Source organism: Kitasatospora humi (assembly GCF_020907985.1).
Lineage (GTDB): Bacteria > Actinomycetota > Actinomycetes > Streptomycetales > Streptomycetaceae > Kitasatospora > Kitasatospora humi.
Genome location: NZ_JAJJPA010000051.1, coordinates 1 through 12,244, shown reverse-complemented (window position 1 = coordinate 12,244; position 12,244 = coordinate 1). Strand labels below are relative to the sequence as shown.

The window sequence follows — 12,244 nt, the reverse complement described above, 5'->3', positions numbered from 1 at the left end:
TCAGCCCACGAAGACCGCCACCGGCTTGGCCTGGCCGCCCTGCTCCTCGACCAGCGCCAGGAAGGTCTGGTCCGGTCCGAACACGGCGATCGGCCCGCCCGCGTCCAGCCCGGCGGCCTTGAGCCGGGCCCCGGTGGACAGCCGGCGGGCGTCCTCCTCGCCGATGTCCCAGCGCGGGAAGGCGGCGGCCGCGGCGGCGCCGATCGGCAACACCGAGAACCGCTCCTCCAGCTGCTCCAGGGTCAGCGCGGACGCCACGTCGTACGGGCCCACCTTGGTGCGCCGCAGGGCCGTCAGGTGGCCGCCGACGCCGAGCGCCGCGCCCAGGTCGCGGGCCAGCGCGCGGATGTAGGTGCCGGAGGAGCAGTCGACCGTGACGTCCAGGTCGAGCACCGCGGTGCCGTCCTCGGCCACCGTCTCGCGCAGCCCGTGCACCGTGAAGGAGTGCACCGTGGTGGGACGGGCCGGCAGCTCGAAGTCCTCGCCCTCGCGGACCCGGTGGTACGAGCGCTTGCCGTCGATCTTGATCGCGCTGACCTTGGACGGCACCTGCATGATCCGGCCGGTCAGCTTGGCGATCTCGGCGTCGATCGCGGCCCGGCTCACCCCGCTCGCCGGGACGGACGCGGTGACCTCGCCCTCCCGGTCGTCGGTGATCGTGGTCTGGCCGAGCCGGACGGTCGCCTCGTAGGTCTTGTCGGTGAGCATCAGGTGGCCGAGCAGCCGGGTGGCCCGCTCGACCCCGATCACCAGCACGCCGGTGGCCATCGGGTCCAGGGTGCCGGCGTGGCCGACCTTCCTGGTCCCGGCCAGCCGCCGGATCCGGGCCACCACGCCGTGCGAGGTGATGCCTTCGGGCTTGTCCACGATGACCAGGCCGTCGGGCCCGGTGCCTTTGCGCTTCATCAGATCTTTCTACGTTGTGGTCAGAGAGCGGCCTTGAACCGGGCCACCGTCTCCGGCACGGCGGCCCGGACCGAGAACCCGGCCGCGGAGGTGTGCCCGCCGCCGCCCAGCGCGGCGCAGGCCGCGGCCACGTCCACCGCGCCCTTGGAGCGGCAGGAGCCGCGCAGCGTGCCGTCCGGGTCCTGCTTGAGCACCAGCGCCACCTCGGCCTCGGCCGGCTTGCGCAGGATGTCGATCAGGCCCTCGATCTCCTCCACGGTGACGCCGAAGAGCGCCAGGTCCTGGTACGGCACCCAGGTCCACACCAGGCCGAGCCCGCCGGCGGCACCGGGCTCGAAGACGGCCCGGTCCAACGCCGCGGCCAGCACCTTGAGGTAGCCGAACGAGGCGGTGTCCCAGAGCCGGCGGGAGATCAGGTCGTGGCGGATCCCGGTGGCCAGCAGCCGGCCGGCCAGCTCATGGGTGGCCGGTGTGGTGGCGGCGTACTTGAAGGAGCCGGTGTCGGTGGCGATCCCGGTGTAGAGGCAGGTGGCCAGCTCCTGGTCGAGCGGCACCCGCAGCCGCCGCAGCAGTTCGTCCACCAGGACGGCGGTGGCGGGCGCGGTCGGGTCGATGATCCGGTGGGTGCCGAAGCCCGGGTTGGAGGCGTGGTGGTCGAAGACCACCAGGGACCGGGCCGCGAACGCCTTGTCGTGCAGCAGCCCGAGCCGCCCCTCGGCGGCGACGTCGAAGCAGAGCACCAGCTCGGGCCGGTCCGGCACGGCGGCGGCCGGCACGATCAGCTCCTGACCGGGCAGGAAGGCCAGTGACTCCGGGATCACCTGCGGGTCGTCGCCGAACGAGACCCGCACCCCGTGGCCGAGGGAGCGCAGTGCCAGGCCCGCCGCCAGCGACGAGCCGAGCGCGTCGCCGTCGGGGGTGATGTGGCAGATCAGGTCGATGGTCCGGGCCCGGCCGATGGCCGCCAGGATCCGCCGCCACTCCGGCTCGAAGCCGCCCGGCCCGCCGCATCCGCGCGCCGGCTCGCGCTGCCCCGGAAGCACCGCGAGGGCGTCCGTCACCGGGGTGACGGACGCCCTCGTCGAACCGGCCGCCGCCGGCTCAGCGGCCATGACTACTCGTCCTCGTCCGCGTCGCGCTCGGCGGCGGGCACCCGGTACGGGTCGGCCTCGCCGGCGTACTGGGCCCCGGCCGCGGCGGTGCGCACCGCCGCGTCGGAGACCCGGACCTTGTCGAGCAGGTCGTCGATGTTCCGCGCGTTGTCCGGCAGCGCGTCCGCGACGAAGGTCAGCGACGGGGTGAAGCGCACCCCGGTCTGCTTGCCGACCTCCGAGCGGAGCACACCCTTGGCGCTCTCCAGCGCAGCCGCGGTGGCCTCCCGCTCGGTGTCGTCGCCGTAGACCGTGTAGAAGACCGTGGCCTCCCGCAGGTCGCCGGTGACGCGGGTGTCGGTGATGGTCACGAAGCCCAGCCGCGGATCCTTGATCCGCCGCTCCAGGGTCTGGGCGACGACCACCTGGATGCGGTCGGCGAGCTTGCGCGCCCTTGCGGTGTCGGTCACGTTGCCTCCTCGTGCAGTGGGCACGGTACTGCGGTCGACTGACACGATCGACTCGCGGTCTTCGGGGCCCACGCCCCAAAGTACCGGCCCGCGCCCAGCGGTGTGAGCGCTCTTCGTCCTCGTCGGTGTGACGGTGGTGACGTTCCACCGCCGTGCCCGAACTCATTCATCGTCATCGCCGTAGTAGCGCCTCCTGGCGGAGAGCAACTGCACCTCGGGGCGGCCGGCGACCAGCCGCTCACAGCTGTCCAGGATCTCGGTGACGAACCGGTGCTCGCCCGAGACGACCGCCAGGCCTATCTCGGCCCGCCGGTGCAGGTCCTGGTTCCCGACTTCGGCAGCGCACACGCTGTACTTGCGCTGCAGTTCGGCCACGATGGGCCGCACGATCGAACGCTTCTCCTTGAGCGAATGCACATCGCCCAGCAGCAGGTCGAAGGTGAGTGTTCCCACGAACATGAGTGGAAGGTCTTGCCGACCTCAGGGCCTCGTAGTTCCCCCCGCCGCGGCGGGGGCCGCTGTCGAGGAACCCTACACAGCGAGACCGGGGCCGGTCGACGGGAATTCCCGCCGGCCGGCCCCGACCTCTGCCAGCGCCTCAGGCGCGCGGCTTCTCGCGCATCTCGAAGGTCTCGATGACGTCGTCCACCTTGATGTCGTTGTACGACCCCAGGGTGACACCGGCCTCGAAGCCCTCGCGGACCTCGGTCGCGTCGTCCTTGAAGCGGCGCAGACCCTCGATGGTGAGGTTGTCGGCGACCACCTTGCCGTCGCGGATGAGGCGTGCCTTGGCGTTGCGGCGCAGCAGGCCCTCGCGGACCAGGACACCGGCGATGTTGCCGAACTTGGAGCTGCGGAACACCTCGCGGATCTCCGCGGAGCCGAGGCGCACCTCCTCGTACTCCGGCTTCAGCAGGCCCTTGAGCGCGGCCTCGATCTCCTCGATCGCCTGGTAGATGACCGAGTAGTACCGGACGTCGACGCCCTCGCGCTCGGCGGCCGTGCGGGCACGGCCCTCGGCGCGGACGTTGAAGCCGATGATGATCGCGTCCGAGCCCATCGCCAGGTCCACGTCGGACTCGGTGATGGCACCGACACCGCGGTGCAGGATCCGCAGCTCGACCTCCTCGCCCACGTCCAGCTTGACCAGGGCGTCCTCGAGGGCCTCGACCGAACCGGAGACGTCACCCTTGATGATCAGGTTGAGCTGCTGGATGCCGCCGGCCGCGATCGCCTGGTCCAGGTTCTCCAGGGAGATCCGCATCGGACGCTTGGCGAACATGGCGTTGCGGTCGCGGGCCGAGCGCTTCTCGGCGATCTGGCGCGCGGTGCGGTCGTCGTCGACGACGATGAAGCTGTCGCCGGCGCGCGGCACCGAGGTCAGACCGAGCAGCAGGACCGGACGGGACGGACCCGCCTCGTCGACGTTCTTGCCGTTCTCGTCGAGCATCGCGCGGACGCGGCCGTGCGCGTCGCCCACCGCGATCGAGTCGCCGACGCGGAGGGTACCGCGCTGGACCAGGACGGTCGCCATGGCGCCGCGGCCCTTGTCCAGGTGCGCCTCGATGGCGATGCCCTGCGCCGCCTGCTCCGGGTTGGCCCGCAGGTCCAGCGAGGCGTCCGCGGTCAGGACCACGGCCTCCAGCAGCTGGTCGATGTGCAGGCCCTGGCGGGCGGAGATGTCGACGAACATGGTGTCGCCGCCGTACTCCTCGGCCACCAGGCCGAACTCGGTCAGCTGACCGCGGACCTTGGTCGGGTCGGCGCCCTCGACGTCGATCTTGTTGACGGCGACCACGATCGGCACACCGGCGGCCTTGGCGTGGTTGAGCGCCTCGACCGTCTGCGGCATGACACCGTCGTTGGCCGCGACCACCAGGATCGCGATGTCGGTGGACTTGGCACCACGGGCACGCATGGCGGAGAACGCCTCGTGACCCGGAGTGTCCAGGAAGGTGATCTTCCGGTCCTCGCCGTTGACCTCGGCGGCGACCTGGTAGGCACCGATGTGCTGGGTGATGCCACCGGCCTCGCCGGCCACCACGTTGGACTTGCGGATGGCGTCCAGCAGGCGGGTCTTACCGTGGTCGACGTGACCCATGACGGTCACCACCGGCGGACGCGGCGCCAGCTCGTCCTCGCCGCCCTCGTCGGCACCGAACTCGATGTCGAACGACTCCAGCAGCTCGCGGTCCTCGTCGTCGCGGCTGACGATCTCCAGCTCGAAGCCCATCTCCTGGGCCAGCAGCTGCAGGGTCTCGTCGGCCACCGACTGGGTGGCGGTGACCATCTCGCCGAGGTTGAACATCACCGAGACGAGCGCGGCCGGGTTGGCGTTGATCTTCTCCGCGAAGTCCATCAGCGAGGCACCACGCGACAGCCGGACCGTCTGGCCGTTGCCGCGCGGCAGCATCACGCCGCCGACGGACGGGGCCTGCATGGCCTCGTACTCCTGGCGCTTCGCCCGCTTCGACTTGCGACCGCGCGCCGGGCGACCGCCCGGGCCGCGACCGAAGGCACCCTGCGTGCCACCACGGGCACCCGGGCCGCCGGGACGACCACCGAAGCCGCCCGGACGCGGGCCACCACCGAAGCCGCCACCGCCGGCGCCACCGCCCGGACGCGGGCCGCCGAAGCCGCCACCGGCCGGACGCGAGCCCGGACCGGCCGGACGGCCGGCGAAGCCGGGACGGGCGCCACCGGGCGCACCCGGACGACCGCCGCCGGGACCACCCGGACCACGGCCACCGGGGCCCGGACGCGGACCGGCACCCGGACCGGGACGCTGCGGCATCATGCCCGGGTTCGGGCGCGGCATGCCGGACGGGCTCGGCGCACCCGGACGCGGGGCGGCCGGACGGGGCATGTCGGGACGCGGGGCACCGGCACCCGGGGCACCCGGACGCGGGGCACCGGCACCGGGACCACCCGGACGCGGCGCGTTGCCGCCCGGACGGGGACGCTCACCCGGGCCGCCGGGCCGCGGGGCGTTGCCACCCGGACGCGGGGCACCGGCACCGGCACCGCCCGGACGCGGACGGTCGCCACCCGGACGGGGACGCTCACCCGGCGCGGCCGGACGGCGGTCGCCGGGGCGGGCCATGCCGGTGGCGCTGCCGGAGGTGAAGGGGTTGTTGCCCGGACGCGGGCCGGGCTGGCGCGGACCGGGGCGGGCACCACCGGCCGCGGGGCCGGACGGGCGCGGCGCCGGAGCCGGAGCCGCCGGACGCGCGGGGGCCTCACCGGCGGGCGCCGGGGAGGAGAACTCGGCCGCCGGAGCAGCCGGAGCCGCCGGACGCGCGGGACGCGGACCAGGGGTCGGAGCCCCCGGGCGCGGGCCGGAGGCGGCCGGAGTCGGACGGGGACCCGGGGTCGCGGCGGGCCGCGGACCAGGGGTGGGGGTGGGCGCCCCCGGCTTGGGGGCCGCCGCGCCGGTACCGCCGGCGGGCGTGGGCGCCGCGGGCTTCCGCGGGCCAGGCTTGGCAGCCGAACCACCGCCGGACGGCGGGGTAGCTCCCAAAGCGTCAGTCAACTTGCGCACGACCGGCGCCTCGATCGTCGAGGACGCCGAACGGACGAACTCACCCAGCTCGGTCAGCTTGGCCATCACGGCCTTGCTCTCCAAGCCGAGTTCCTTGGCGAGTTCGTAAACCCGGACCTTAGCCACTTCGCTCCTGTCTATAAGTCCGGGGTCGTCGTCCGCCGGACCGTCGCTACTTCATGGGCGTACTCATCGCGTACTCATCGAGTGCTCATCGCAATCTCGACCTACTTCCAACTCGCGAGGTACCTGACTGGTGGCGCGGAACACCTGGGTGCCCGTGCCGTGCTCCGTACGGTGGTTCTCCCCCAGGGCCCTCAGGACGCCGGGGTACTGTCTGCCCTGGCCGCGACGTGCTCACGCAGCGGATCCGTGTCGAGCGAACCGTGGGCCCGGAAGGCCCTCGGCAGCGCCCGGCGACGGACTGCCAGGTCGAGGCAGGCCAAGTCGGGGTGCAGGTACGCGCCCCGACCGGGCAACGTGGCCCGGGGGTCGGGGACGCAGACGCCCTCGACCGCCGTGACACGCAACAGCTCGTGCTTGGCCGCTCGCTTGCGGCAGCCCACGCAAGTGCGCTCAGGGCATGCGCGGACACGCGTCCGGCCGGACATCTTCAAGTCTACCCCTCAACCGGGACTGAACGCGGCCCCACCGATCAGGGCAGGGCCGCGATTCTGTTACGACAACACGACTAACGCGAGCTGGATTCCCCGTCCGAGCCCTCGGTCCCGCCATCGGTGTCCGGACGGATGTCGATCCGCCAACCGGTCAGCCGGGCGGCCAGTCGGGCGTTCTGGCCCTCCTTGCCGATCGCCAGCGAGAGCTGGTAGTCGGGCACGATCACCCGGGCCGAGCGCTGCTGCAGGTCGACGATCTCGACCTTGGTCACCCGGGCGGGGGACAGCGCGCTCGCCACCATCTCGGCCGGGTCGTCCGACCAGTCGACGATGTCGATCTTCTCGCCGTGCAGTTCGGCCATCACGTTGCGCACCCGGCCGCCCATCGGGCCGATGCAGGCGCCCTTGGCGTTCAGACCAGGGCGGCGCGACACCACGGCGATCTTGGTGCGGTGGCCGGCCTCGCGGGCGATCGCCGCGATCTCCACCGAGCCGTCGGCGATCTCCGGCACCTCCAGGGCGAAGAGCTTCTTCACCAGGTTGGGGTGGGTGCGCGACAGGGTGACCGAGGCGCCGCGGACGCCGCGCCGCACCGCCACCACGTAGCTGCGCAGCCGGGTGCCGTGCTTGTACTCCTCGCCGGGGACCTGCTCCTGCGGAGGCAGGATCGCCTCCAGCTTGCCGATGTCCACCAGCACGTTCTTCGGGTCGTTGCCCTGCTGGACGACACCGGTGACGATGTCGCCCTCCTTGCCCGCGTACTCGCCGAAGGTCTGGTCGTCGGCGGCGTCCCGCAGGCGCTGCAGGATCACCTGCTTGGCGGTGGTGGCGGCGATCCGGCCGAACCCGCTCGGGGTGTCGTCGAACTCCTTGGGCTCGGCGCCCTCCTCCAGCTCGCTCGCGTCCTCAAGCGCCCACACGGTCACGTGGCCGGTCTTGCGGTTCAGCTCGACGCGGGCGCGGCGGCGCGAGCCCTCGGTCCGGTGGTAGGCGATGAGGAGCGCCGACTCGATCGACTCGACCAGCAGGTCGAACGGGATGTTCTTCTCGGCCACCAGCCCACGCAGGGCACTCATGTCGATGTCCACGGCTACGCCTCCTCTTCTTCCTCGGCGAGCGGCTGCCCGTCCGTCTCTTCGTCGGACAGCAGCTGCTCGTCCTCCTTGCGGTTGAACTCGACCTGGATCCGCGCCTTGGCCACCTCGGTGAACTCCAGCCTGCGCTCCTTGGGGCGGCCGCGGCCCTTCACCGGCTGCACCTCGACCAGGGCGCCGTCCTCGTCCGCCGACAGGATCCGGGCCACCAGCTCGCCGCCCTCGACGAGCTGCACCTTGACCAGCCGGCCGGTGTTGCGGCGCCAGTGGCGGGGCGCGGTGAGCGGGCGGTCCACGCCCGGGGAACCGACCTCCAGCAGATAGGCCGAGTTGCCCATCAGGTCGCCGGCGTCCAGCGCCTGGCCGACCTCGCGGCTGAACTCGGCGATCGCGTCCAGGTCCACGCCGCCCTCGGCGTCCACGTCGATCTGCAGCTGGCGGCGGCTGCCTGCCTGGGTCAGCTTGATGTCCTCAAGATCCAGGCCCGCCTGCTCGGCCAGCGGCTCCAACAGGGCACGCAGCCGATCGGTGGGGGTGGTGCTCATCCGGGTGACTCCTCGGCCGCGTCTGCTGTTGTCAGAGGTCGTAACTCGGGCAAAGCCTATCGGGTCGACCGCCCAACCGCCGATTCCGGTGCCCGGCGGCGAGCCCCGCCTAGGCGCACAGCCATTCGAACGGTAGCGTCCGTCCGGGTGGGCACGACACTTTCACCGTGTGCTGTTCGCATCGCGGCGCCCCCACACTCATGTCTCTGCAGCGGGGGTTCCGGGGGCTCCCGCCCGATCACGGGGGAGCACGTCGATGCAGTCGCCCAGCCGGCGGACGTTCCTGGCCACCGGGGCGCTGGCCGCTGCCGGCCTGCTGACCGCCTGCACCGCCGGCTCGGGCGCGGGCTCCGGGGCGGGCGGCAAGGCGCACGACCGGGCGGGGGCTCCCGAAACCGATCCGGACCTGCCGCTGCGCACCCGGGCGGTGGCCGGCGCGGACGCGCTGCTCGTCCAGTACGCGGCGGTGCCGGCGGCGGCCGGCGGCGGGGCTCCGCTGGACCAGCTGCGCACCGAGGTGACCGCCGAGCGGGCCGCGCTGGCCGCCGGGCTGCCCGGCAGCGCGGCGGCGAGCGGTTCGCCGAGCGCTGCGGCGTCCGGTGCGAGCGGCTCACCGAGCGGCTCGCCCAGTGGTCCCCCCGGCGGTTCGCCCAGCGGCTCCCCCGGCGGGGCCGCCGGGCTGGCCGCCGCCGAGAGGAGCACCGCAATGGCCCGGCTCGCCGACCTGTCCACCGCCTCGCCCGAGCTCGCCCGGCTGCTCGCGGCGGTGGCGGCGGCCGGTGCACTGCGGGCCGTCCGGCTGGGCGACCGGACCCCGCTGCCGGCGCCCGCCGACCAGCCGTCGACCGCGCCGGCTTCCGCCGCACCGTCGGCCTCCGGCACACCGGGCGCCACCGCCTCACCGGGCGCCACCGATGCGCCGTCGGCCACCGCCGTCACCGCCCTGCAGGAGGCACTGGCCGCCGAGCACGCAGCCGTCTACGCCTTCGGCGTGGTGGGCGCCAAACTGCCGCCCGGCCCAGGGCGGGACGACGCCCGCAGCTGCTACGCCGCCCACCAGGCCCGCCGGGACGCCTGGGACCGGCTGCTCACCGGCGCCGGCGCCACCCCGACCGCCGCCGCCCCCGGCTACCGGCTGCCGTTCCCGGTGCCGGACGCCACCGCCGCCGGACGACTGGCCGCCGAGGTGGAGCAGCGGCTCACCGCGGTCTACGGCGACCTGGTCGCGGCCACCGCCGGCGACCTGCGGGCCCGGGCCGCCGCCGCGCTCTCCACCGCGGTGCTGCAGTGCGCCCACTGGGGCGGCACGCCCGGCCCGCTGCCCGGCGTGCCGGCCGGCACCGCGGCCGCCGCTACCGCCACCGACAAGCCGTCCACCGCACCACGCTGAGCTGCGCGGCTACCCGACCGCGCCGGACCGATGGCCGACAATGGGCGGCAGACAACGGTGGCAGCACCCACGGAAGGCCGGCATGGCGCAAGCAGCAGGACAGCTCACCATTCCGGACCGCCTGCGCCAGGGCGTCGTCGCCCGCCAGGGCGCGGCCGGGGAGCGGTGGCTCGCCGCACTGCCCGACCGGGTGGCCAGGCACCTGGACCAGCAGCGGCTGACCCTGGACCGGGTGGCCGATCCGGGCGGCCGGCTGAGCCTGGTCTGCCTGGTCCGCCGCGACGACAACTCCCCCGCCGTGCTCAAGGCCGGCCTGGTCACCCCGGAGACCGCCCAGGAGCCCGCCGCGCTGACGCACTGGGCCGGCCGCGGCGCCGTCCTGCTGCTGGACGCCGACCCGGCCGAGGGCTTCCTGCTGCTGGAGCGGCTGCACGGCGACATCCCGCTGCGCTCGCTGACCGAGGCCAAGGCGATGCTGGAGGCGACCAGCCTGCTGCGCCGGCTCTGGACGGCGCCGCCGGACGGCCACCGGTTCACACCGGTGGCCGAGCAGGTGGCGCAGCGCAGTGCCTGGCTGGGCGAGCACCGAGGCACCGCCGACCGGCTGGACGCCCGGCAGTTGCTGGACGAGGCGCTGGAGACCGCCGCCGGGCTGCTGGACTCCGGCGACGAACGGGTGCTGCTGCACGGCGACTTCCACCACGGCAACGTGCTGGCCGCCGACCGGGCGCCCTGGCTGGCCATCGACCCGCAGCCGCTGGTCGGCGAGCGGGCCTACGACCTGGCCTGGCTGGCGCAGGACCGCAAGGAGACGCTGGTCGCCGCGCCCAGCCCGCAGGGCGCCGTCCGGCGCCGGCTGCAGCAGCTCTCCGAGGCGGTCGAGGTCGACGCGGACCGGCTGCGCGGGTGGACGCTGTTCCGGGCCGTGGCCGCCGGGTTGACCGCGCTGGCGACCGGCGACCGGGCCGGCGCGGAGCGCTACCTGGAGTTCGCCGGCGCGCTGTAGGGCCTGTCCAGCAACGGGAGCCGGGCACCCATCACGGCGTACGGTCGGTCGGTGTTCGGGAAGTGCACGGCACGGGCCAGGTCGCGGTAGCCGAGTGAGCGGTAGAGCCGCCGGGCCGGGGTCTCGGCGTCGATCGCGGAGAGGATGCTGCGCGGCAGCCCGGAGCGCTCGCAGAGGGTGCGGATCAGGGTGGTGCCCAGGCCGCGACCCTGGTACTCGGGCAGCACGTGCAACTCGGTGACGGCGAACACGTCGTCCAGCCAGTCGCCGTAGCCGCGGGCTTCCAGGTGCGGCTCGATCACCGTGCTCCACCAGTGCTCGCGCCGGTTGGGCATGCCGTAGCCGAAGCCGACCAGCCGGCCCCCGACGAGCGCGCCGAAGGCCAGCACCCCGGGCTGCTGGGCGTGCCGCCCGACGATGTGCAGCCGCACCGCGACCTCCTGCGCCGACAGGCCGAAGGCCTGCGCCTGGACCTCCAGGGCGTACGGCGCCCAGGCCGCCAGGTCGATCGGCTGCACGGTGACCTCGGTGAGCTGCTCCATGCCCGGGACGTTACTCCTGAACCGGCCCGGGAAGCAGCGACATTGGCGAGAAGGAGCGATCAGAAGAGCACCGACATGAAGGCACCGACCTCGCGGAAGCCCACCCGGCGGTAGGCGGCCCGGGCCGGCAGGTTGTAGTCGTTGACGTAGAGGCTGACCACCGGGGCCACCTCGCGCAGCGCGATCTCCAGCACCGCGGCCATGCCGGTCTCGGAGAGCCGCCTGCCGCGGTGGTCGGGGGCCACCCAGACCCCCTGGACCTGGCAGGCGCCCTTGGTGACGGCACCGATCTCGGCCTTGAAGAGCACCTCGCCCCGTTCCGAGATCCGCGCGAAGGACCGTCCGGTGGTGACCAGTTCGGCCACCCGGGCCTGGTAGAGCAGTCCGCCGTCACCGGCCAGCGGCGAGATCCCGACCTCCTCGGTGAACATCGCCACGCAGGCCGGCATCAGCAGGTCGAGCTCGTCGCGGCGGACCCGGCGGACCAGCGGGTCGGGGGTCACCCCGGTGGCCGGTTCGCTGGTGGCCATCAGCGGCTGGTGGCCACGGACCTCGCGGGCCGGACCCCAGCTGCGCTCCAGCAGGGCCCACAGCTCGGCGGTGGGGCCTGCCGGGCCGACGATCGAGGAGCAGCGCCGGCCCTGCCGCCGGGCCCGCTCGGCGAAGGCCCGCACGGCCTGCGGGCCGGCGTTGATCAGCACCAGGTTGGCGCCCGCGTAGCAGAGCGACTCCAGCCGGCCCTGCTGGTCGTACCAGCCCCACATCTCGCCGCCCAGCCGCCACGGGTCGAGGCCGACCGCCTCGACCCGGGTGGCCACGAAGGCGTTGGCCACCGGGTCGCGGTGCAGCACCTCAAGAGCGGCCGCCAGGTCGGCGGCGTCCAGCACCCGGGTGGCGGCCAGCGAGCGGGCGGCCTGCAGTGCGCCCGGGAGGATCATGCCTCGGTCGAGCACGGCGTCCCACTCGTCGTCAGTCGGCGGCGATCACGGTCGGAGCGCCGGCGGCGACGCCGTCCGCCTGCATCTCCTCGGCCAGCTTGAGC

At 73.8% G+C, this 12,244-nt stretch carries 12 protein-coding genes; 2 read left to right on the top strand and 10 right to left on the bottom strand.

Going from position 1 to position 12,244, the window contains the following annotated elements; translation table 11 throughout:
• The 8 genes from truB to rimP all read right to left on the bottom strand — a co-directional run bounded on the left by truB (position 1) and on the right by rimP (position 8,264).
• Entirely contained in the window at positions 1-906 is a 906-nt protein-coding gene (truB, locus tag LN042_RS30735; RefSeq protein WP_230054699.1) for a tRNA pseudouridine(55) synthase TruB, read from the bottom strand.
• A 20-nt stretch (positions 907-926) separates the two neighbouring features.
• Positions 927-2,018 carry a DHH family phosphoesterase gene (locus LN042_RS30730; RefSeq protein WP_230054698.1) on the bottom strand — a complete coding sequence of 364 codons (1,092 nt, stop codon included), beginning with the start codon at positions 2,016-2,018 and terminating at the stop codon, positions 927-929.
• 2 nt (positions 2,019-2,020) lie between these two features.
• Entirely contained in the window at positions 2,021-2,467 is a 447-nt protein-coding gene (gene rbfA, locus LN042_RS30725; protein ID WP_230054697.1) for a 30S ribosome-binding factor RbfA, read from the bottom strand.
• 162 nt (positions 2,468-2,629) lie between these two features.
• On the bottom strand, positions 2,630-2,926 hold the full coding sequence (locus LN042_RS30720) for a DUF503 domain-containing protein (protein ID WP_101380358.1): 297 nt from the start codon (positions 2,924-2,926) through the stop codon (positions 2,630-2,632).
• 139 nt (positions 2,927-3,065) lie between these two features.
• Entirely contained in the window at positions 3,066-6,134 is a 3,069-nt protein-coding gene (gene infB, locus LN042_RS30715; protein WP_230054696.1) for a translation initiation factor IF-2, read from the bottom strand.
• Positions 6,135-6,325: 191 nt separating this feature from the next.
• Complete coding sequence (locus LN042_RS30710) at positions 6,326-6,619, bottom strand: YlxR family protein (protein WP_230054695.1); 294 nt, start codon at positions 6,617-6,619, stop codon at positions 6,326-6,328.
• An 80-nt stretch (positions 6,620-6,699) separates the two neighbouring features.
• Entirely contained in the window at positions 6,700-7,713 is a 1,014-nt protein-coding gene (nusA, locus tag LN042_RS30705) for a transcription termination factor NusA (protein ID WP_230054694.1), read from the bottom strand.
• A gap of 2 nt (positions 7,714-7,715) precedes the next feature.
• A complete protein-coding gene (gene rimP / locus LN042_RS30700; RefSeq protein ID WP_230054693.1) occupies positions 7,716-8,264 on the bottom strand; it encodes a ribosome maturation factor RimP in 549 nt (182 codons plus the stop codon).
• A 256-nt stretch (positions 8,265-8,520) separates the two neighbouring features.
• Between rimP and LN042_RS30695 the strand changes: the two genes are divergently transcribed.
• Positions 8,521-9,654, top strand: a complete 1,134-nt coding sequence (locus LN042_RS30695; RefSeq protein ID WP_230054692.1) for a ferritin-like domain-containing protein — start codon at positions 8,521-8,523, stop codon at positions 9,652-9,654.
• A gap of 82 nt (positions 9,655-9,736) precedes the next feature.
• A complete protein-coding gene (locus LN042_RS30690; protein ID WP_230054691.1) occupies positions 9,737-10,660 on the top strand; it encodes an aminoglycoside phosphotransferase family protein in 924 nt (307 codons plus the stop codon).
• On the opposite strand, the gene LN042_RS30685 is transcribed toward LN042_RS30690, so the two are convergent.
• Positions 10,633-11,202, bottom strand: coding sequence for a GNAT family N-acetyltransferase (locus tag LN042_RS30685; protein ID WP_230054690.1), 570 nt, complete (start codon positions 11,200-11,202; stop codon positions 10,633-10,635). The two genes, LN042_RS30690 and LN042_RS30685, sit on opposite strands and share 28 nt — an antisense overlap.
• Positions 11,203-11,261: 59 nt before the next feature.
• Positions 11,262-12,140 carry a GNAT family N-acetyltransferase gene (locus LN042_RS30680; protein WP_230054720.1) on the bottom strand — a complete coding sequence of 293 codons (879 nt, stop codon included), beginning with the start codon at positions 12,138-12,140 and terminating at the stop codon, positions 11,262-11,264.
• Positions 12,141-12,244: the final 104 nt, after the last annotated feature.

Coding starts and splice junctions, on each gene's coding strand:
- truB (WP_230054699.1), bottom strand. CDS start 906: ATGAAGCGCAAAGGCACCGGGCCCGACGGCCTGGTCATCGTGGACAAG.
- LN042_RS30730 (WP_230054698.1), bottom strand. CDS start 2,018: ATGGCCGCTGAGCCGGCGGCGGCCGGTTCGACGAGGGCGTCCGTCACC.
- LN042_RS30720 (WP_101380358.1), bottom strand. CDS start 2,926: ATGTTCGTGGGAACACTCACCTTCGACCTGCTGCTGGGCGATGTGCAT.
- LN042_RS30710 (WP_230054695.1), bottom strand. CDS start 6,619: ATGTCCGGCCGGACGCGTGTCCGCGCATGCCCTGAGCGCACTTGCGTG.
- rimP (WP_230054693.1), bottom strand. CDS start 8,264: ATGAGCACCACCCCCACCGATCGGCTGCGTGCCCTGTTGGAGCCGCTG.
- LN042_RS30695 (WP_230054692.1), top strand. CDS start 8,521: ATGCAGTCGCCCAGCCGGCGGACGTTCCTGGCCACCGGGGCGCTGGCC.
- LN042_RS30690 (WP_230054691.1), top strand. CDS start 9,737: ATGGCGCAAGCAGCAGGACAGCTCACCATTCCGGACCGCCTGCGCCAG.
- LN042_RS30685 (WP_230054690.1), bottom strand. CDS start 11,202: ATGGAGCAGCTCACCGAGGTCACCGTGCAGCCGATCGACCTGGCGGCC.
- LN042_RS30680 (WP_230054720.1), bottom strand. CDS start 12,140: ATGATCCTCCCGGGCGCACTGCAGGCCGCCCGCTCGCTGGCCGCCACC.